General features: G+C 66.3%; 18 protein-coding genes. 12 read left to right on the top strand and 6 right to left on the bottom strand.

The genetic code is table 11. The features are described from left to right. Positions 1-57 precede the first annotated feature (57 nt). Complete coding sequence (locus QMG28_RS15925) at positions 58-1,074, bottom strand: DUF2125 domain-containing protein (protein WP_281843309.1); 1,017 nt, start codon at positions 1,072-1,074, stop codon at positions 58-60. A gap of 61 nt (positions 1,075-1,135) precedes the next feature. Here QMG28_RS15925 and QMG28_RS15920 point away from each other — a divergent pair, with 61 nt between their 5' ends. The 3 genes from QMG28_RS15920 to QMG28_RS15910 all read left to right on the top strand — a co-directional run bounded on the left by QMG28_RS15920 (position 1,136) and on the right by QMG28_RS15910 (position 4,854). After that, complete coding sequence (locus QMG28_RS15920; RefSeq protein WP_281843308.1) at positions 1,136-1,684, top strand: gamma-glutamylcyclotransferase; 549 nt, start codon at positions 1,136-1,138, stop codon at positions 1,682-1,684. A 70-nt stretch (positions 1,685-1,754) separates the two neighbouring features. Continuing rightward, the gene (locus tag QMG28_RS15915; protein ID WP_281843307.1) at positions 1,755-2,927 is read left to right on the top strand and encodes a biopolymer transporter ExbB; all 1,173 of its coding nucleotides are present in this window, start codon (positions 1,755-1,757) and stop codon (positions 2,925-2,927) included. A 1-nt stretch (position 2,928) separates the two neighbouring features. Next, positions 2,929-4,854: a peptidoglycan -binding protein gene (locus QMG28_RS15910; protein WP_281843306.1), complete on the top strand. Its 1,926-nt coding sequence runs from the start codon at positions 2,929-2,931 to the stop codon at positions 4,852-4,854. On the opposite strand, the gene QMG28_RS15905 is transcribed toward QMG28_RS15910, so the two are convergent. The 3 genes from QMG28_RS15905 to QMG28_RS15895 form a co-directional block, all read right to left on the bottom strand. Further along, positions 4,855-5,826, bottom strand: coding sequence for a M23 family metallopeptidase (locus QMG28_RS15905; protein ID WP_281843305.1), 972 nt, complete (start codon positions 5,824-5,826; stop codon positions 4,855-4,857). 303 nt (positions 5,827-6,129) lie between these two features. Next, a complete protein-coding gene (locus tag QMG28_RS15900) occupies positions 6,130-7,803 on the bottom strand; it encodes an acyl-CoA dehydrogenase family protein (protein WP_281843304.1) in 1,674 nt (557 codons plus the stop codon). A gap of 198 nt (positions 7,804-8,001) precedes the next feature. Further along, positions 8,002-9,600: a phosphoenolpyruvate carboxykinase gene (locus tag QMG28_RS15895; RefSeq protein ID WP_281843303.1), complete on the bottom strand. Its 1,599-nt coding sequence runs from the start codon at positions 9,598-9,600 to the stop codon at positions 8,002-8,004. Between the two features lie 353 nt (positions 9,601-9,953). On the opposite strand from QMG28_RS15895, the gene QMG28_RS15890 reads away from it, so the two are divergent. The 7 genes from QMG28_RS15890 to QMG28_RS15860 are packed head-to-tail and all read left to right on the top strand — an operon-like array spanning position 9,954 to position 15,338. Then, the gene (locus tag QMG28_RS15890; RefSeq protein ID WP_281843302.1) at positions 9,954-10,655 is read left to right on the top strand and encodes a response regulator transcription factor; all 702 of its coding nucleotides are present in this window, start codon (positions 9,954-9,956) and stop codon (positions 10,653-10,655) included. Positions 10,656-10,691: 36 nt separating this feature from the next. Next, positions 10,692-12,416, top strand: coding sequence for a sensor histidine kinase (locus tag QMG28_RS15885; RefSeq protein WP_281843301.1), 1,725 nt, complete (start codon positions 10,692-10,694; stop codon positions 12,414-12,416). Then, positions 12,413-12,862, top strand: coding sequence for an HPr kinase/phosphorylase (locus QMG28_RS15880; RefSeq protein ID WP_281843300.1), 450 nt, complete (start codon positions 12,413-12,415; stop codon positions 12,860-12,862). The genes QMG28_RS15885 and QMG28_RS15880 overlap by 4 nt, the downstream gene beginning before the upstream one ends. Beyond that, positions 12,855-13,793, top strand: coding sequence for an RNase adapter RapZ (rapZ, locus tag QMG28_RS15875; protein ID WP_281843299.1), 939 nt, complete (start codon positions 12,855-12,857; stop codon positions 13,791-13,793). The genes QMG28_RS15880 and rapZ overlap by 8 nt, the downstream gene beginning before the upstream one ends. Beyond that, positions 13,790-14,182: a PTS sugar transporter subunit IIA gene (locus tag QMG28_RS15870; protein ID WP_281843298.1), complete on the top strand. Its 393-nt coding sequence runs from the start codon at positions 13,790-13,792 to the stop codon at positions 14,180-14,182. The genes rapZ and QMG28_RS15870 overlap by 4 nt, the downstream gene beginning before the upstream one ends. A 12-nt stretch (positions 14,183-14,194) precedes the next feature. Continuing rightward, positions 14,195-14,473 (top strand): HPr family phosphocarrier protein, encoded by a 279-nt coding sequence (locus tag QMG28_RS15865; protein WP_281843297.1) that lies wholly within the window; start codon positions 14,195-14,197, stop codon positions 14,471-14,473. Between the two features lie 10 nt (positions 14,474-14,483). Further along, positions 14,484-15,338: a lysophospholipid acyltransferase family protein gene (locus tag QMG28_RS15860; RefSeq protein ID WP_281843296.1), complete on the top strand. Its 855-nt coding sequence runs from the start codon at positions 14,484-14,486 to the stop codon at positions 15,336-15,338. Positions 15,339-15,342: 4 nt separating this feature from the next. Here the strand turns inward: QMG28_RS15860 and QMG28_RS15855 are convergent, their stop codons facing one another. Further along, positions 15,343-16,218: a 3-hydroxybutyryl-CoA dehydrogenase gene (locus QMG28_RS15855; protein ID WP_281843295.1), complete on the bottom strand. Its 876-nt coding sequence runs from the start codon at positions 16,216-16,218 to the stop codon at positions 15,343-15,345. A gap of 167 nt (positions 16,219-16,385) precedes the next feature. Here QMG28_RS15855 and QMG28_RS15850 point away from each other — a divergent pair, with 167 nt between their 5' ends. After that, positions 16,386-17,213: a DUF6473 family protein gene (locus QMG28_RS15850; protein WP_281843294.1), complete on the top strand. Its 828-nt coding sequence runs from the start codon at positions 16,386-16,388 to the stop codon at positions 17,211-17,213. An 85-nt stretch (positions 17,214-17,298) separates the two neighbouring features. Further along, positions 17,299-17,673, top strand: coding sequence for a GFA family protein (locus QMG28_RS15845; protein ID WP_281843293.1), 375 nt, complete (start codon positions 17,299-17,301; stop codon positions 17,671-17,673). A 61-nt stretch (positions 17,674-17,734) separates the two neighbouring features. On the opposite strand, the gene QMG28_RS15840 is transcribed toward QMG28_RS15845, so the two are convergent. Further along, positions 17,735-18,082, bottom strand: a 348-nt coding sequence (locus tag QMG28_RS15840) for an electron transfer flavoprotein subunit alpha/FixB family protein (protein ID WP_281843292.1), incomplete at its 5' end; no start/stop codon positions are given.

Genomic DNA, 18,082 nt, shown 5'->3' with positions numbered 1-18,082 from the left:
TTCCGGGGGGAATTTCCGGGGCGGCGGACCCCTGCCCGCGGAACGGGCGCCTTGACGTCAGGGCAGGCGGATTGCGGGCGCCGGGCCGACGGGCAGCGGCCCGATATAGGTGCGCCCCTCGCGGAAGGAGAGCGGCACGTCGAGCGTTTCGGCATCGCCCGACAGCGAGGCGAGCAGCTCAAGCCCGCGGGTGACGGCGCTCACATATTCTTCTTTCAGCGCTCCGGTGGCGCGGGCGATCTCGATCATGTCGCGCCAGTTGGTCGCCTCGATTTCCATCGCGCCGCTGGGGATGCCGTCGGCGCCGATGTCGAGATTGCCGGTGGCCTGCAGGTCGAGATCGCCCCAGCGTGCGGTCAGGCCCTCCAGCAGCACATGGCGCGGCTGCGGCCGGGCCACGTCGATCGCGGTGCGGTCCCAGGGTTTGTCGTAACGCACGGTGGCGGTGATCTGCGCCTGCGCGATGGTTTCGGGCAGGCGGTCGCCGCCGGGCAGGCGATCCATGAAGGCGCTGTCGGGGGTAAGACCGGACAGGTCGATATAGAGGTCATAGGTGGCCGGCTCCTGCGCGCCGGGCTTCAGCCGCATCGAGAGCTGCCCCGAAGCCAGCGTCGCCGCCCAATCCTGCGTCGAGCTGAACCCGGCATTGATGACTTCGATCGTCGAGCTTTGCACCGGCGCAAGCGGGTCGAGCGCCACGATCATCGAGCCGCGCATCGTTTCTGCGCCGATGGCGATGGTCTGATCCGGGGTCGAAAAGCTCTGCTCGCCGGGCCAGAGCATGATCACATGATTGGGCTTGTAGCTCAGCGCCAGCATCTGGAAAGCGGGCGCCGACCAGGCCACCTGCGTTTCCGGGTCGGCCAGTTCCAGCCCGGTGAAGGTGGCGTCGAACCGGTTGGGAAAGCCGCGCACCGCCACGTCCCCGGCCTCGGCCACCCAGCCTTCGGCGCGGCGCTCGTCGAGCCAGGCGTTCAGCCCGCGTTCCAGTGCGGTTGCACCGATCACCCAGTAAAGCCCCCAGATCAGGGCGGCGACCACGAACAGGGTGACGAGCAGGGTAAGCTTGCGCATGGGGGCCTCTCTGGTAGGACTGGGGCCGTTCTATCGGCGACGGAGCGCGAGGGCCAGCGGGATGAATGGCGGCGATCTTTGGGTATTCGGCTACGGGTCTCTGCTGTGGAATCCGGGCTTCGACCACGTCGAAACGGCGCTTGCCGCCCTGCCGGGCTATCACCGCAGCTTCTGCATGCGGTCGATCCATCATCGCGGCACGCTGGCCGAGCCGGGCCTGGTTCTGGCGCTCGATGCGCTGCGCGGCGCGGTTTGCCACGGGCTTGCCTTTCGGGTCGATCCGGCGGGGCATGACGAGACGCTGGCCTATCTGCGTGAGCGGGAGCTGATCTCGTCGGCCTATCTGGAGAAAATTCTGGTCATAGACCTTGCCGACGGGCGCCGCGTCGAGGCGGTGACCTATGTGATCGACCCGGATCACGACCAGTATTGCGGCGGGCTGCCGCTTGCCGAACAGGGCCGTATCATCGCCCGGGCCGTGGGCGGGCGCGGGCCGAACAGCGACTATCTGTTCAACACCGCCGATCACCTCGCGGAGCTTGGCATCGAGGATGCGGAGCTGTCGCGCCTGGCCCGCGACGTGCGCGCGCTTTTGGCGGGGCACGAGTAAATCCTTGGCAGCGCTGCGCCTTGGCCCTATCTTCACGGGGCAGGGAAACAGAGCAGGCAAGGGGGTCCTCATGGACCAGCCGGACCGCGTCGCGGAGCCGAATTTCACCCAGCCGATGCGGCAGGTCTTTCTCATCGTGGTGGCGCTCGCGCTGGTTGCCGCCGGCGTCTACGTTGCGCTGCCCAAGGTGCTGCCGGTCTTCCTCGCCAACCTCTATCTGAACGGCTTCATCGCCTTCGTCTTCATCATCGGCCTGCTGGCGACGATCTGGCAGGTGGTGCAGGTAAGCTCGTCGGTGCGCTGGGTGACGGGCTATGTCTCCGGCCGTCCGGGCCATGACGCCGACCATCCGCCGCGCCTGCTGGCGCCGCTCGCCGGCCTTCTGCGCGGGCGCGGGACCAGGATGCAGATCGGATCGGCCTCGGCCCGGTCGATCCTCGATTCGGTCGCCACCCGCATCGACGAAGAGCGCGACATTACGCGCTATATCACCAACCTCTTGATTTTCCTTGGTCTTCTGGGCACGTTCTACGGCCTCGCCACGGTTGTGCCAGCGGTGGTGGACACGATCAAATCGCTCGTCCCGGAAGAGGGCGATGGCGGGGTCGAGGTGTTCAACCGTCTGCTCACCGGGCTTGAAAGCCAGCTTGGCGGCATGGGCACGGCGTTTTCCTCGTCGCTGCTCGGCCTTGCCGGCTCGCTGGTGGTGGGGCTGCTCGAACTCTTCGTCACCCACGGGCAGAACCGCTTTTACCGCGAGCTGGAGGAATGGCTGACCTCGATCACCCGCATCGGCTTTGCGCCGGGCGAGGGCGAGGGGCCGACCGAGGCCAGCGGTGCGACGGCCTGGCTTGCGCATATGTCGGAACAGATGGAATCGATGAGCCAGATGTTCACCCAGTCCGATGTGAGCCGGGCGCAGGTGGACGAACGGCTTGGCCAGCTTGCCGACGCGGTCGAGCGGCTCAGCCACAAGATCGAAGCCGGGGGCGACGGCAATGCGCATCTTGTCCGCATCGCGGAGGGGCAGGAGCGGCTGATCGCCGCGCTGGAAGGGCGCAGCGAAGAGGGCGGGCCGCATGTGGACGCCGAAAGCCGGATGCGCCTGCGCTCGATCGACGTGCAGCTTCTGCGCATCCTCGAAGAAATGAGCGCCGGGCGGCAGGAAAGCCTGAGCGATCTGCGCGCCGACCTCGCGGCGCTCACACGGGCGATCCGCCAGCTCGGCGGCGGGCAGGGCTGACATGGCCCTGACCCGTCGCGCCACGCGCAACGTTTCGTCGTCGATCTGGCCGGGCTTTGTCGATGCGATGACGGCGCTGCTTCTGGTGCTGATGTTCGTGCTGACCATCTTCATGGTGGTGCAGTTCATCCTGCGCGAAACGATCTCGGGGCAGGCCAGCGAGCTTGACGCGCTGTCGGCGCAGGTGGCGGAACTCGCCGATGCGCTGGGCATGGAGCGGGGCCGCAGCGCAGAGCTTTCGCAGGAAGTGGGATCGCTCACCTCGTCGCTGGACGCGGCGCAGGCCGAGGCCGAGGCGCAATCGGCGCTGATCGCCTCGCTGACCGCGCAGATCGCCACGAAGGATGAAGAACTCGCCACGCAAAGCGCGCGGATCACCAGCTTTGAGGCGCAGGTTGCCTCGCTTCTCGCCGCGCGCGATGCGGCTGTGGCCGAGGGCGCCACGCTCGCGGCGCGGATCGAGGATCTCGAAGCCGCCGAGGCGCGGCTGATCACGGAGCAGGAGGCGCTGAACCTCGCGCTGGCCCAGGCCCGCGACGAGGTGGATGCGCAGGCTGAAGCCGCCCGGCTGGCCGCCGCCCAGCGTGAGGCGCTGGAGGCGATGGTGGCCGAGATGACCGCCAGAGCCGAGCAAACCGAGACCTCGCTGGCGCAGGCTCTGGCCCGGCTGGAACAGAATGAGGCGGCGGCTTCCGGCTTCACCGACCGGATCGCGGAATTGGAAAGCTCGCTCTCGGAGGCGGAGCAGGCCCGGCTGGCCGAGCTTGCCGCCGCCGAAGCGCTGCGCGCGCGTCTGGCCGACGCGGATGCGGCCCTGAGCGCGGAGGAAACCGCCAGGCTCGCCGAGATCGCGGCGGCGGAGGCGCTGCGCGAAAAGCTTGCCAATGCCGAGGACGAGTTGACGGCGATGACGCTGGCGCTTGAGGCGCAACGCCAGCGGGCGGAAGACACGCTGACCCTGCTCGCCGCTGCCAATGCGGCGCGTGACGATCTCGATGCCCGGCTGGCGGCGGCATTACTGGAAGCCGACACGCTGCGCGACGCCACCGGCAACGAGGCGGATCTGCGCGACAGGCTGGCCGCTGCCCTCGCCGCCAGGCTCGCCGCCGAAACCGAGGCCGAAGGCGCGATGAGCGAGGCCGAGCGTCAGGCCACCTTGCTTGCTGCCGCCAATGCGGCGCTGGCCGAGGAAGAGGCCGCCAGTGCCGAGGCGCAGCGCCGGGTGGCGCTTCTCAACGAACAGATCGCGGCGCTGCGCGGCCAGCTTGGTGCCTTGCAGGACGTGCTCGACGAATCGCAGGCGCGCGACGCCGAGGCGCAGGTGCAGATCGAGGCGCTCGGCTCGCGGCTGAACGCGGCGCTGGCGCAGGTGGCCGCCGAAGAGCGCCGCCGCGCCGAGCTGGAAGAGGCCGAGCGCAAACGGCTGGAGGAAGAGGCCAGGCGGCTCACCGCCGAGGCGCGCAACCTCGAAAACTACCGTTCGGAATTCTTTGGCCGGATGCGCGAGATCCTGGGCGACCGCGAGGGCGTGCGCATCGTCGGCGACCGCTTCGTGTTCTCGTCGGAAGTGCTGTTCGATCCGGGCAAGGCCGATCTGTCGGAGGCGGGCGAGGCGCAGATCGCGCGGGTTGCGGCGATTCTCTCCGAGGTGGCCGACGAGATCCCGCCGGAGATCGACTGGGTGATCCGCGTCGACGGCCATACCGACAAGACCCAGCTCGGCACCGCCAGCCCCTATGCCGATAACTGGGAGCTCAGCCAGGCGCGGGCGCTCTCGGTGGTCAATTACATGGTGGACGATCTGGGCTTCCCGCCCGACCGGCTGGCGGCGACGGGCTTTGGCGAGTTCCAGCCGGTGGCCGAGGGCGACAGTCAGGAGGCGCTGGCCGCCAACCGCCGGATCGAGCTGAAGCTGACCGAGAAGTAATCAGCCGCCGATCCGCACCGTGGCGCGCATCGCATCAAGCACGGCGCCGCCGCGCAGGATACGCGCGTCGACAATCCAGTCGCCGTCCGCCCAGCCGCCGGGCGGCGTGCGCTTGCCGGCGGCGCGGAAAAACTGCGCCTGACCTTTGTCGAGCGCTGCCTCATGGCGGTAGAACAGTGCCCCGGACGGATCGGTCAGCGCGATGTCGACGATGTCGCCCGCCTGCCCGCCAAAGGCATAGGCCCAGCCCACCAGCGCGGGGATGTCGGCGGGCAGGGTGCCGTGCGCGGCATCGCCCGCTTTGATCGCGTCGTAAGCCGGCACGCCGCTATCCATCCCCACCGCGATCAGCCCGGCGGAGACATAGCCAATGGGCGTGGACCACAGATCGTCCTGCGGCCCGTCATCCACGCCGCAGGTGACCGCGCCATCGGTGTTGAACGGATCGACCACCCTGTCGTCCTGGCGCAGCGAGAGGTGGACATGGGGGAACTGGGTGTTGCCGGAATATCCGACCTCGCCCAGTGGCGTGCCCGCTTCCACCCGGTCGCCCCGGGCGACCGCGATGCTGCCCTGCTTCATGTGGCAATACTGGGTCTGCCAGCCATCGCCATGATCGACCACCACGCCATTGCCGCAATCCTTGCCGGCGAGCACATCGGGCGGCGTGCCGTCGCGCCCGGTATCGGGCATCCCGTCGCGGATGGCGACGACCATGCCGGGCGCGGCGCCGAGCACGGTCACCCCGGCCTCCATCGCGGCGAAGGAGGGCAGGGCGAAATCGGTGCCCTTGTGGCCATCATAGGTGAGCGGGCCACAGGTGAAATCCGCGCCTTCCGGGCCGGGATCGGCATCGACGTAATTCTGGATGAAGCAGGTCTCGCCCAGGGTGCAGTCGATGGGCAGGCCGAGCGCGGGCGGTTCGGCGAGCGCGGGGGAGGCGGCGAGGAGCATGGGGCCAAGGATGCGCATGGGGTGACGATAGCGCGCGGGCCGGTCACCGCAAGGGATCACGTCCGGTTGCGGTACGCTTCTGCGACGCTTCATGTCCGGGATTGCTCGCGCCCGTCGCCGCATCCGGTTGAGGGATTATGCGCCCAACCCTAGAACTCTAGAATCCTGGTGTCGCAGGAAAACCAAGTGATTTCAGTATGATGGCAGGGATCTGCCGTTCACCCTGCGGCCAATCCTGAACCAAAGGTTTACACGGCGCACAGGCGTTAGCGCGACATGCCTCGCGTTTCGCCCAGCCAAAACGGAGAGGTGGCGCCGGGCTCAGCCGAGCAGCCGGCGCGCGATCACCTGGGCCTGAATCTCTGCCGCGCCCTCGAAGATGTTCAGGATACGCGCATCGCAGAGAATACGGCTGATCTGGTATTCCAGCGCGAAGCCGTTGCCGCCATGGATCTGCAGCGCATTGTCGGCCGAGGCCCAGGCCACGCGGGCGCCGAGCAGCTTGGCCATGCCTGCCTCGAGGTCGCAGCGCCGGTCGTGATCCTTCTCCCAGGCCGAGAAATAGGTGAGCTGGCGCGCCACCATGATCTCGACCGCCATCATCGCCAGCTTGTTGGCGACGCGCGGGAAGGAAATCAGCGCCTTGCCGAATTGCTTGCGGTCTTCGGCATATTGCATCCCCACTTCCAGCGCGTTCTGGGCCACGCCGATGGCGCGGGCGGCGGTCTGGATGCGGGCGGCTTCGAAGGTTTTCATCAACTGTTTGAAGCCCTGGTTCTCGACCCCGCCGAGCAGGTTGGCCGCCGGCACTTTGAAACCGTCGAACCCAAGCTCGTATTCCTTCATGCCGCGATAGCCCAGCACCTCGATCTCGCCGCCGGTCATGCCCTCGGTGGGGAAATCCTCGGTTTCCGTGGCCGGTGCCTTCTCGGCGAGGAACATGCTGAGGCCCCGGTGATCGGTGGTGTCGGGATCGGTGCGGGCGAGCAGCGTCATCACGCTGGCGCGGGCGGCATGGGTGATCCAGGTCTTGTTGCCGGTGACCAGGTAATCCTCGCCCTCCTTCACCGCGCGGGTGCGCAGCGAGCCGAGGTCGGAGCCGGTATTGGGCTCGGTGAAGACGGCGGTGGGCAGCACCTGCGCCGCCGCGATCCTTGGCAGCCAATGCTCTTTCTGTTCGTCCGTTCCCCCGGCGAGGATCAGTTCGGCGGCGATCTCCGAGCGCGTGCCGAGCGAGCCGACGCCGATATAACCGCGCGACAGCTCTTCCGAGACCACCACCATCGAGGCTTTCGAAAGCCCGAGGCCGCCGAATTCCTCGGGGATCGTCAGGCCGAACACGCCCATCTCGGCCAGGTCCCCGATGATTTCCATCGGGATCAGCTCGTCCTTCAGGTGCCAGTCATGGGCATGAGGCACGACGCGGTCGTCGGCATAGCGGCGGAATTGCTCGCGGATCATCTCCAGTTCGTCGTCGAGCCCGGTATTGCCGAAAGTGGCGTGGCCGGCATTGTCGCGCATCAGCTCCACGAGGCGGGCGCGGGCGGCGGGGCTGTTTGCCTTGGTCGCCAGCGTCAGCACCTCCTCGGCGGCCAGCGGCACCATGTCGTCGGGGGTCAGATACATCTCGGCGGGTTTCGCAATCTCGCCCTGGCTCATCGGGATGCCGCCCGACATCTGCCAGAGGTATTCGCCGAAAGCGATCTGATGAATGAGCTTTTCCATCTCGCCGAACCGGCCCGCCGCGTGCAGCCCCTCGGCCCATTTCTGCATCTGCCGCAGCGCCTCGACATAGGTTGCCAGCCACGACAGCGCATGGGCCGCCGCCTGGTGCTCTTCGAGCCTGGCCGCCGATACCTTGCCGCCTTCCGACACCGCCGCGCGCACGCGCTCCGTGGCCTTGGTCAGCACCGCTTCGGCAGGGGCGATGGCGGCTCCGGTGAGGGTCAGCAGATCGTCGAGCAGCGGTTGGGTCATGGCGCTATCCTTGGGCATGAAAGGCTCCCTGAATCGGTCCCGTCCGTGATAGGTATTTTGCACTTGCAGCGCAATATTAATTCGCAACTGCAGAAGTACAGGTACGAAAGTGTCGCGCCAGATTGTGCCGCACAGGGAGCGTCCTGCGCCGCGCGGGCAACGAAAAACGCCCCGACCAGCGGGCCGGGGCGTTGATCTGTCAGTATTTTTTCCGGCTCAGCCGAGCATGATCGCCTTCACGTCGTCATCGACATAGGCTTCGTAGGCCTTGAAGTTCTCGGCGAACATGCCGACGAGCTTCTGCGCCTGCGCATCATAGGCCTTGTGGTCGTTCCAGGTCCGGCGCGGGTCGAGCAGCACTTCCGGCACGTCATGCACGTGCAGCGGCACCTCGAAGCCGAAATTCTCGTCGGTGCGGAACTCGGCATCGTGCAGCGAGCCGTCGAGCGCGGCGGAGAGAAGGATACGGGTTTCCTTGATCGGCATCCGGTTGCCTTCGCCATAGGGGCCGCCGGTCCAGCCGGTATTGACCAGCCAGCAGGTTGCGCCGTGCTTGGCGATCTTCTCGCGCAGAAGGTTGCCGTAGACTTCCGGCCGGCGCGGCATGAACGGGGCGCCGAAGCAGGTCGAGAAGCTGGGCTCGGGGTGAACGACGCCACGCTCGGTGCCGGCCACCTTGGCGGTGAAGCCGGAGAGGAAGTGGTACATCGCCTGGGCCGGGCTGAGGCGCGCGATCGGCGGCATCACACCGAAGGCGTCGGCGGTGAGCATGATGATGTTTTTCGGGTGGCCGCCGAGCGAGCTTTCCGAGGCATTGGAGATGTAATGCAGCGGATAGGCGACGCGGGTGTTCGGCGTGAGCGAGTCATCGTCGAAGTCGAGGTCCATGCTGTCCTCGTCCCAGACCATGTTTTCGACCACCGAAGAGAACATCGAGGTGGTGCCGTAGATTTCCGGCTCGGCGTGCTTTGACAGGTTGATCGTCTTGGCGTAGCAGCCGCCCTCGAAGTTGAACGTGCCCTGATCCGACCAGCCGTGCTCGTCGTCGCCGATCAGCACGCGGTTCGGGTCGGCCGAGAGCGTCGTCTTGCCGGTGCCCGAGAGGCCGAAGAAGACCGCGGTATCGACCGGGTTGTTCGGCGCGTGGTTGGCCGAGCAATGCATCGCCATCACGCCCTTGCCGGGCAGAATGTAGTTGAGCAGGGTGAAGACCGATTTCTTGTTCTCGCCGGCATATTCGGTGCCGCCGATCAGGATGATCTTTTTCGAGAAGTTCAGCGCGATCACCGTTTCGGTGCGGCAGCCATGCTTCTTCGGGTCGGCCTTGAAGGAGGGCACGTTGATGATCGTGTACTCGGGCACGAAGCTGTCGAGCTCGTCGCGCGCCGGGCGGCGCAGCATGTGGCGCATGAAGAGCGCGTGCCAGGCAAGCTCGGTCACCATCCGCACGTCGAGCTGGTAGGCCGGATCGGCGCCGCCGTAGAGATCCTCGACGAAGAGGTCCTTGCCCTGCATATGCGCGAGCATGTCGGCATAGAGGCGGTCGAACGCCTCGGGGTCCATCGGCTTGTTGTTGTCCCACCAGATTGTGTCTTCGACCTCGGGGGTGCGCACCACGAACTTGTCGTTGGGCGAGCGGCCGGTATGGCTGCCGGTCGATACCAGCATGGTGCCGCCCTTGCCGACATGGCCCTCGCCGCGCTTGACGGCATGCTCCATGAGCTGCGGTTCGATCAGGTTGTAATAGACGTCGCCGAGGCCCGTGATGCCTTGGTCTTCCAAACGCTGCGCCGGGTTCACCCGTCCTGTGCTCATCTGATGCTCCTGTTTCCGGCTCGCGCCGGGAGTTTCGTCGATTTTCCACATTCGCGCGAGGGGCCAACCCGCACCATGCCGCACCTGCATTGCTGCGCGCGCGGCAAGGTCGCTATACCATGTGATTTTCTTGTGGGAATAGGCGCGATTGAACAGTTTGCGCTAGCAAAGCGGTTGTTTGCGCAACCATCTTTCAAAGAGACGGGGCGGATTTAGTTCTTTTTTCGTGTTTTGTGGTGCCTAATTGACTCACTCCCGCCCCCGATTCGCGCTTGCATATTGATTTGCGGCGGGAAACTGGATTCAATGGTTGGAAAACAAGTAGAATTAACGAGCAGTAGAGGATCTCTCCCATGTCGAGGATTGCATTGGTCGACGACGACAGGAACATCCTGACGTCCGTTTCGATGACGCTGGAGGCCGAGGGCTTCGAGGTCGAAACCTATAACGACGGTCAGGCCGCGCTGGATGCGTTCAACAAGCGCCTGCCCGACATGGCGGTGTTCGACATCAAGATGCCGCGCATGGACGGGATGGATCTGCTCCAGCGTGTGCGCCAGAAATCCAACATGCCGGTGATCTTCCTCACCTCGAAGGACGACGAGATCGACGAGGTGCTCGGCCTGCGCATGGGGGCCGACGATTATGTGAAGAAGCCCTTCAGCCAGCGCCTGCTGGTCGAGCGCATCCGCGCGCTGCTGCGCCGGCAGGAAGCGATCGAAGGCGTGGTGGTGAGCGACACGGAAGAAAACAAGGTGATGCAGCGCGGCCAGCTCACGATGGACCCGCTGCGCCACGCGGTTACCTGGAAGGGGCTCGACGTGTCACTCACCGTGACCGAGTTCCTGCTGCTGCAGGCCCTGGCCCAGCGGCCCGGCTTCGTGAAAAGCCGCGACCAGTTGATGGATGTGGCCTATGACGATCAGGTCTATGTCGATGACCGCACCATCGACAGCCACATCAAGCGGCTGCGCAAGAAGATGCGGATGGTGGATGACGAGTTTTCAGCCATCGAAACGCTGTATGGCATCGGCTATCGTTACAACGAAGAATAACAGGCGCGGCCTTCGGGCCGGGCGTTGCACGATGGGGTGACATTGGTGCGCGATACAAAGGGCACGGCAGGCGACACCGAGGTGGTGCTGGGCGAAGACTGGGTCTCGCCCCAGTCCCACGTCGATGCCGAGCTGCGCGAGGGCCGCAGGCGCCGCGGGCTGCTGTCGATCAACCGTTCGCCGCTCGCGCGCAAGATCATCACCTTCAATATCCTTGGGCTCGTGGTGCTCGTCGGCGGGGTTCTGTACCTCAACCCGTTCCGCGAGAGCCTGCTGTTCCAGCGCGAGCGCAGCCTGGTGGCCTCGGCGCAGATCGTCGCCGATGTGTTCGAGGTCGGCGCCGCCGGCACGGCCTCTGCCCCGGACACGCCGGGGCTGAGTGCCGAGCGCGTTGCCCGGATCATCCCGCAGATCGGGCTATACGATAGCGGCAGCCTGATGGTGTTCGACGCCAGCGGCGTGCTGCTCGGCTCGAACGCGAGCAATCCGCAGATGCAGGCGCCCGATGCCATCGGCCTTGAACGCGATTATGGCTCGACCATCATCACCGACGGGCTGAGCCGGGTATGGGATCTTATTGCCGGGCTGCTGAGTTCGGGCGGCGAGGATGGCGCGGCGGTTTATGACGGCGAGGCGCGCGCGCGCGAATTCCTCGGCGATGCGCTGGCGGGCAACACCCGCATCGCCAGCGTGAACGGGGCCAACGGCAGCGTGACCTATTTCGTCACCACGCCGATCGTGCTGCAGGGCGAGGTCATCGGTGCGGTGGCGGTGGAAAGCACCGGCGGGCTGGTCGACAGCCTGGTGCGCGCCGAGCGCGAGCAGATCCTGCAGATGTTCCTGATCGCGATCCTCGTCTCCATCGGCCTCAGCCTCGTGCTGGCCTCGACCATCGCCAACCCGCTGGCCGACCTTGCCGCCGCCGCCGAGATCGGCCGCGACAAGAATTCGCGCAAGGTCAATCCGGGCCGGGTCCGCATACCCGACCTCACCGGCCGGCCCGACGAGATCGGGCGGCTGTCGAAGGCGCTGCGCGGCATGGTCGCCGCCCTGTACGACCGGATCGACGCCAACGAACAATTCGCCGCCGACGTGGCGCACGAAATCAAGAACCCGCTGGCGAGCCTGCGCTCCGCCGTCGGCACTCTGCGGCTTGCCACCAAGGAAGAGCAGCGCAACCGCCTGCTCGACGTGGTCGATCACGATGTGCGCCGGCTCGACCGGCTGGTGAGCGACATTTCCAACGCCTCCCGCCTCGACAGCGAGCTGGTGAAGGAAGAGGAGGAGCCTTTCGACCTTCTCAAGATGCTGCGCAATCTCGGCGAATATCTCGGCAACGAGGCGCATCAGAAGGGCGTGGATTTCATCAGCGACCTGCCGTCCGACAAGATCGTCATCAACGGTCTGGAAGCGCGGCTGGCGCAGGTTTTCGTCAACCTGATCTCCAACGCCACCAGCTTCTGCGAAGAGGGCGACGCGATCCGCGTCTGGGCCCGCCAGCGCGACAACCGGGTGCTCGTCGTGGTCGAGGATACCGGCCCCGGCATCCCGGAAGAGGCGCTGACCAAGATCTTCAACCGCTTCTACAGCCAGCGGCCCGAAAACCAGTTCGGCAACAATTCCGGCCTCGGCCTTGCCATATCCAAGCAGATCGTCGAGGCGCATGGCGGTGTGATCTGGGCCGAGAACATCCGCCCGACGGATGCCGATATCACCTCCGAGCCGCTCGGCGCCCGCTTCGTCGTGGGCCTGCCGGTGTGACCGTGCCGCAAGGCGCCCCCCCTGCATCCGAAACCCGTCATGCCAGCGCCGTTGCCGTCGATGGCCGTGCGGTTCTGATCGAGGGGCCGTCCGGCAGCGGCAAATCCGGCCTGGCGCTCGACCTCATCTCGCGGGGTGCCCGCCTGATCGCCGACGACCGCACCCGGCTCGTGTTACGCGATGGCTGGCCCTGGGCGCTGCCGCCGGAGCGGCTGGCGGGCGTGATCGAGGCGCGCGGCGTCGGACTGATCCGCAGCGAAGGCCATCCGCCGGCCCCGCTCACGCTGGTGGTGGAGATGGGCGCCGTCGAGACCGCCCGCTTGCCCGCACCGCGCACAAAAGAGGTGCTCGGACAGGCGATTCTGCACCTGCGAAGGGTTGACGCCCCCCATTTCGCGAGTGCCATACTCGCCCTGTTGAAAGGTGGGCTCTGGCACGATGTCTGATGCGGCGACAGCGACCAATGGCAAGGCGAAGCGCCGCCCGCAGCACGTGGTGCTCGTCACCGGGCCATCAGGCGCCGGGCGCACCACGGCGATCCGGGCGCTGGAGGATTTCGGCTACGAGGTGATCGACAACCTGCCGATGCGCCTGATCCCCCGTGTGCTCGCCGGCGGCCCGGTCGACCATCCGCTGGCCCTGGGGATCGACGTGCGCACGCGCGGCTTTTCCGCCAAGGCGCTGGCCGAAACCATTGACGCGCTGCAGACCGATCCGCGCCTCGATGTCGAACTTCTCTACCTCGATTGCCGCCCCGACGTGCTGTCGAAGCGCTATTCCGAAACCCGCCGGCGCCACCCGCTTTCGGGCGACGAAAACCCGATCCAGGGCATTGCCCGCGAGATCGAGCTGCTCGCCCCGGTGCGCGCCCGCGCCGACATCCTGATCGACACCTCCGATCTGACCATCCACGACCTCAAGTCCGAGCTTCTGCACTGGATCGGGCTCGACGAGGGCGACACGCTGTCGATCGCCGTGCAGAGCTTTTCCTACAAGCGCGGCGTGCCGCATGGCCTCGATCTGGTGTTCGACGTGCGCTTCCTGCGCAACCCGCACTGGGAGGCGGATCTGCGCCCGCTCACCGGCAAGGACGAGGCCGTGCGCCGCTATGTGGCTGAAGACCCGCGGTTCGATGAATTCCTCGACCGGGTCACCGGGCTCATCGCGTTTCTGCTGCCGGCCTATGCCGAAGAGGGCAAGGCGCATCTGAGCATCGGCTTTGGCTGCACGGGCGGGCGGCACCGCTCGGTCACACTCGCCGAAACGGTGGCGAAGGGCCTTGCGACCGGGGGCTGGCGGGTGTCTATTCGGCACCGTGAGCTTGAGGCTCCGGGCGGCACCAGGGCGCCCGAAATCCACGGGGGGCGAACCGTTTGATCGGCATCGTGATTGTCGCACATGGCGGGCTGGCTGCGGAGTATCTCGCGGCGGTTGAGCATGTGGTCGGGCCGATGACGCAGGTGCGCGCCATCGCGATTGCGGCCGACTATGACAAGGCGCGCAAGGCGGCCGAGATTTCGCAGGCCGCCGATGCCGTCGATACCGGCGACGGCGTGATGGTGGTGGTCGACATGTTCGGCTCGTCGCCGTCGAACCTTTCACTGCCCGCCTGCGCCCATTCCAACCGCAAGATCCTGTACGGGGCCAATCTGCCGATGCTGGTAAAGCTGGCGAAATCCCGCCATCTGAACCTCGACGCTGCCGCCGCGGCGGCAATGGCGGCGGGTCGCAAGTATATTGATTGTATCGACGGCAAACCGAACTAGGAGCAACGTGTCATGGCCGAAACGGTGACCCGCCGGTTGAAGATTATCAACGACAAGGGCCTGCATGCCCGTGCCTCGGCCAGATTCGTGGAAGTGGTCGAGGCGCATGATGCGCGTGCGCGCGTCTCGCGCGACGGGATGGATACCGAGGGCGATTCCATCATGGGCCTGCTGATGCTCGCCGCGTCCTATGGCACCACCATCGACGTCGAAACCTCGGGCGCCGATGCCAGCGGGTTGATGACGGCGCTGGAGGCGCTGGTGGCCGACAAGTTCGGCGAAGAATCCTGAGGGTGCGGCGATGTTCGCCTGGACGAGCGAGAACGGTGGCCCGCCGAAATACGACAAACGGAACCTGACTTACGCGAATTCGTTCGAGAACGGGTTCCAGTCGACCACGATTCGCGCCATCGAATGGCTTACCGGCAAGGTTTCGATCATCCGCATGGTGCGCGAATTCGAGCGCCGGGGCGGGGCGCAGGGCCTCGCCTTCTGGGGTGCGGCGCTGGAGGTGATGGGGATCGAGATCACCACGCCGCCCGAGCAATTCGCCAATATCCCGAAGGAAGGCCCGGTGGTGGTGGTCGCCAACCATCCGCATGGGCTGGTCGACGGCATGATCATGGCCGAGCTGATCTCGCGGGTGCGCGGCGATTTCGGCATCCTTACCCGCGAGGTGCTGACCGGGCTTGACGAGGTGGCCTCGTCCTTCCTCATCCCGGTGCCTTTCCCGCATGACAAGGACGCGCAGCGCAAGGGCAAGGAAATGCGCGCGGCGGCGATGGACAAGCTCAAGGCCGGCGGGCTGATCTGCATCTTCCCCTCCGGCGTGGTCGCCACGTCGAAAACGGCCTTCGGCCCGGTGGAGGAAGCGGAGTGGAACGTGTTCACCGCCCAGATGATCCGCCGCTCGGGCGCGCAGGTGGTGCCGATCCACTTTCGCGGCCAGAATTCACGCGCCTATCACATCGCCAACCGGCTCTCGCCGACGCTGCGCCAGGCGATGCTGCTGCACGAGGTGGTGCATGTCTGCAATCGCCCGCACGGGCCGGTGATCGGCGCGCCGCTTGCCGGGGCCGAGCTTGAGGGGCTGGCGAGCGACCCGCGCGGCTGGATTGCCTGGGCGCGCGAACACACGCTGTCGCTGGAAGATTGACGCTTCAGCGCGTCGGCACCGGCTCCTCGCCGCGATAATCGTAAAAGCCACGGCCCGTCTTGCGCCCGAGCCAGCCGGCCTCGACGTATTTCGTCAGCAGCGGGCAGGGGCGGTATTTGGTGTCGGCCAGCCCGTCATGCAGCACGTTCATGATCGCAAGGCAGGTATCGAGGCCGATGAAATCGGCCAGTTCCAGCGGCCCCATCGGGTGATTGGCGCCCAGCCGCATCGCCCCGTCGATCGACTTCACCGAGCCGACGCCCTCGTAGAGCGTATAAACCGCCTCGTTGATCATCGGCATCAGGATGCGGTTGACGATGAAGGCGGGAAAGTCCTCCGCCGGCGCGGCGGTCTTGCCCAGCTTGCCGACCACCTCCGCGCAGGTATCGTAGGTGGCCTGATCGGTGGCGATGCCGCGGATCAGCTCGACAAGCTGCATCACCGGCACCGGGTTCATGAAGTGGAATCCCATGAACTTTTCCGGCCGGTCGGTGCGGCTGGCGAGCCGGGTGATGGAGATCGACGAGGTGTTGGAAGTCAGGATCGTCTCCGGCTTCAGATGCGGCACCAGCGCGTCGAAGATCGCCTGCTTCACGCTCTCGTTCTCGGTGGCGGCCTCGATCACCAGGTCGGTCTGGCCGAGATCGGCAAGGGTGAGGGTGGTCGCGATCCGCCCGAGCGCGGCGTCGCGGTCGGCGGCGGCGATCTTGTCGCGGCTCACCTGCCGGTCGAGGTTGTGGCGGATCGTCTCCAGCGCGCCGTCGAGCGCGGCTTGCTCGATGTCGTTCAGCAGCACCTCATAGCCCGCGAGCGCCATCACGTGGGCGATGCCGTTGCCCATCTGGCCCGCACCGACGATCCCGACCCTTTCGACTGCCATCATCCGCTCCTTCATATTCTGGCCGGACCTTATGCGCCCCCGTCGTCCGGGCGCAAGCGAAAGGCGCCCGGACGAGACCCCGACAATTCGAGACGCATTCTCACCTTAGCGATTTCGCAAGGCTTTGCTGCGAATCTCGTCACCGGGTGAAAAAAGGAGTGGGTGGTATGGCCTATCATGACCTGGGCGAAGGTGCCCTTGACTACGTCCCGTGCCGGTACGGGAAATCGAAACTTCTGTTCCGCGGGCCGAAACGGCGGCTCGATACGTCTTACGTCGCCGTGCTCGGCGGCACAGAGACCTACGGCAAGTTCGTCGCCAGCCCCTATCCGGCGCTGACCGAAGAGCTGATCGGCGGGCCGGTGGTGAATTTCGGGCAGGTGAATGCCGGGATCGACGTGTTCGCCAATGACGAAACGGTGATGCAGGCGGCCTCGGGCGCGGCGGTGAGCGTGGTGCAGGTGATGGGGGCGCAGAACCTGTCAAACCGGTTCTACGCCGTGCATCCGCGCCGCAACGATCGCTTCCTGCGCGCCTCGGCCCTGCTGAAAACGATCTACCGCGAGGTGGACTTTACCGAGTTCAACTTCACCCGCCATCTGCTGGCGGCGCTGAAGGCGAAGGATCCGGACATGTTCGCGCTGGTCGAGACGGAACTGAAAGAGGCCTGGGTGGCGCGGATGCGCTCGCTGGTGTCGAAGATCCGCAGCCGGGTGGTGCTGCTCTGGCTTGCCGACCATGCGCCGGACGACTGCACAAGCTGCCCGGGCGACGGCGCCGAGCCGCTGTTCGTCGACCGCGACATGATCGAGGCGGTGCGCCCTTACGTGGCGGCGGTGGTCGAAGTGGTGGTGAGCGCTGACGAGATCGCCGATGGGTCAGCCGGGCTTGTCTACGGCGAGATGGAGGAACCGGCGGCGCAGGGCCTGCTCGGGGTGACGGCGCATGACAAGGCCGCCCGCGCGCTGCATCCGGTGCTGGCGCGGTTGCTCTAGGCGACGTGCGGGCGACCTGACGCGCCTTTGCCTCGGGCGGCTGCCGCCGCTACGATGGCGGAATGCAACCGGGCGGAGGCGCGTCATGGAACGACATAGCGGCGGATGCCTGTGCGGCGCGGTACGGCTCGAAACAACGGGTGTGCCCGACCGGGTGGGTCTCTGCCACTGCCTCGACTGCCGAAAGCACCACGGCGCGCTGTTCTACGCGGCTGCGATCTTTCCCGCCGCGGCGGTGACGGTCACGGGCGAGACCCGCGCTTATCAGGGGCGGCATTTCTGCCCGCGCTGCGGCTCGTCGGTCTTTGCGCGGAGCGGCGATGAAATCGAGGTGCATCTCGGCACGCTGGATGCGCCGGATCAGTTCGTGCCGGATTACGAATGCTGGACGTCGCGGCGCGAAAGCTGGCTCGCACCCTGTGCGCTGGCGACAGGCTACGAGCGCGATCGCGAGGCGTGACCGCCGCCACAAGAAAGGCCCGCCATTATGGCGGGCCTTGTCGTTTGCGGCGCTGTCCGGCTCACAGCTTCCCGGTAAGCTCCGGCAGCGCCTCGAACAGATCGGCGACGAGGCCGTAATCGGCGACCTGGAAGATCGGCGCTTCCTCGTCCTTGTTGATCGCGACGATGATCTTCGAATCCTTCATCCCCGCCAGGTGCTGGATCGCGCCGGAGATCCCGACCGCGATGTAGAGCTCCGGCGCGACCACCTTGCCGGTCTGGCCGACCTGCAGATCGTTCGGCGCGAAGCCCGAGTCGACCGCCGCGCGCGAGGCGCCCACCGCCGCCCCCAGCTTGTCGGCCAGCGCCCCGATCAGCGCGAAGTTCTCTTCCGAGCCGACGCCACGCCCGCCCGAGACGATCACCTT

It is taken from the genome of Sinisalibacter aestuarii (assembly GCF_027923545.1).
GTDB classification, from domain to species: Bacteria; Pseudomonadota; Alphaproteobacteria; order Rhodobacterales; family Rhodobacteraceae; genus Sinisalibacter; species Sinisalibacter aestuarii.
The sequence above is the reverse complement of the archived record's forward strand: the minus strand, read 5'-3'. Positions and strand labels throughout refer to the sequence as shown.

Excerpts from the sequence above, each read along its gene's own strand:
- rapZ (WP_281843299.1), top strand. The coding sequence starts at position 12,855 with ATGTCTGATGCGGCGACAGCGACCAATGGCAAGGCGAAGCGCCGCCCG.
- QMG28_RS15895 (WP_281843303.1), bottom strand. The coding sequence starts at position 9,600 with ATGAGCACAGGACGGGTGAACCCGGCGCAGCGTTTGGAAGACCAAGGC.
- QMG28_RS15905 (WP_281843305.1), bottom strand. The coding sequence starts at position 5,826 with ATGCGCATCCTTGGCCCCATGCTCCTCGCCGCCTCCCCCGCGCTCGCC.
- QMG28_RS15910 (WP_281843306.1), top strand. The coding sequence starts at position 2,929 with ATGGCCCTGACCCGTCGCGCCACGCGCAACGTTTCGTCGTCGATCTGG.
- QMG28_RS15890 (WP_281843302.1), top strand. The coding sequence starts at position 9,954 with ATGTCGAGGATTGCATTGGTCGACGACGACAGGAACATCCTGACGTCC.
- QMG28_RS15855 (WP_281843295.1), bottom strand. The coding sequence starts at position 16,218 with ATGGCAGTCGAAAGGGTCGGGATCGTCGGTGCGGGCCAGATGGGCAAC.
- QMG28_RS15845 (WP_281843293.1), top strand. The coding sequence starts at position 17,299 with ATGGAACGACATAGCGGCGGATGCCTGTGCGGCGCGGTACGGCTCGAA.
- QMG28_RS15850 (WP_281843294.1), top strand. The coding sequence starts at position 16,386 with ATGGCCTATCATGACCTGGGCGAAGGTGCCCTTGACTACGTCCCGTGC.
- QMG28_RS15920 (WP_281843308.1), top strand. The coding sequence starts at position 1,136 with ATGAATGGCGGCGATCTTTGGGTATTCGGCTACGGGTCTCTGCTGTGG.
- QMG28_RS15925 (WP_281843309.1), bottom strand. The coding sequence starts at position 1,074 with ATGCGCAAGCTTACCCTGCTCGTCACCCTGTTCGTGGTCGCCGCCCTG.
- QMG28_RS15865 (WP_281843297.1), top strand. The coding sequence starts at position 14,195 with ATGGCCGAAACGGTGACCCGCCGGTTGAAGATTATCAACGACAAGGGC.
- QMG28_RS15860 (WP_281843296.1), top strand. The coding sequence starts at position 14,484 with ATGTTCGCCTGGACGAGCGAGAACGGTGGCCCGCCGAAATACGACAAA.
- QMG28_RS15900 (WP_281843304.1), bottom strand. The coding sequence starts at position 7,803 with ATGCCCAAGGATAGCGCCATGACCCAACCGCTGCTCGACGATCTGCTG.
- QMG28_RS15915 (WP_281843307.1), top strand. The coding sequence starts at position 1,755 with ATGGACCAGCCGGACCGCGTCGCGGAGCCGAATTTCACCCAGCCGATG.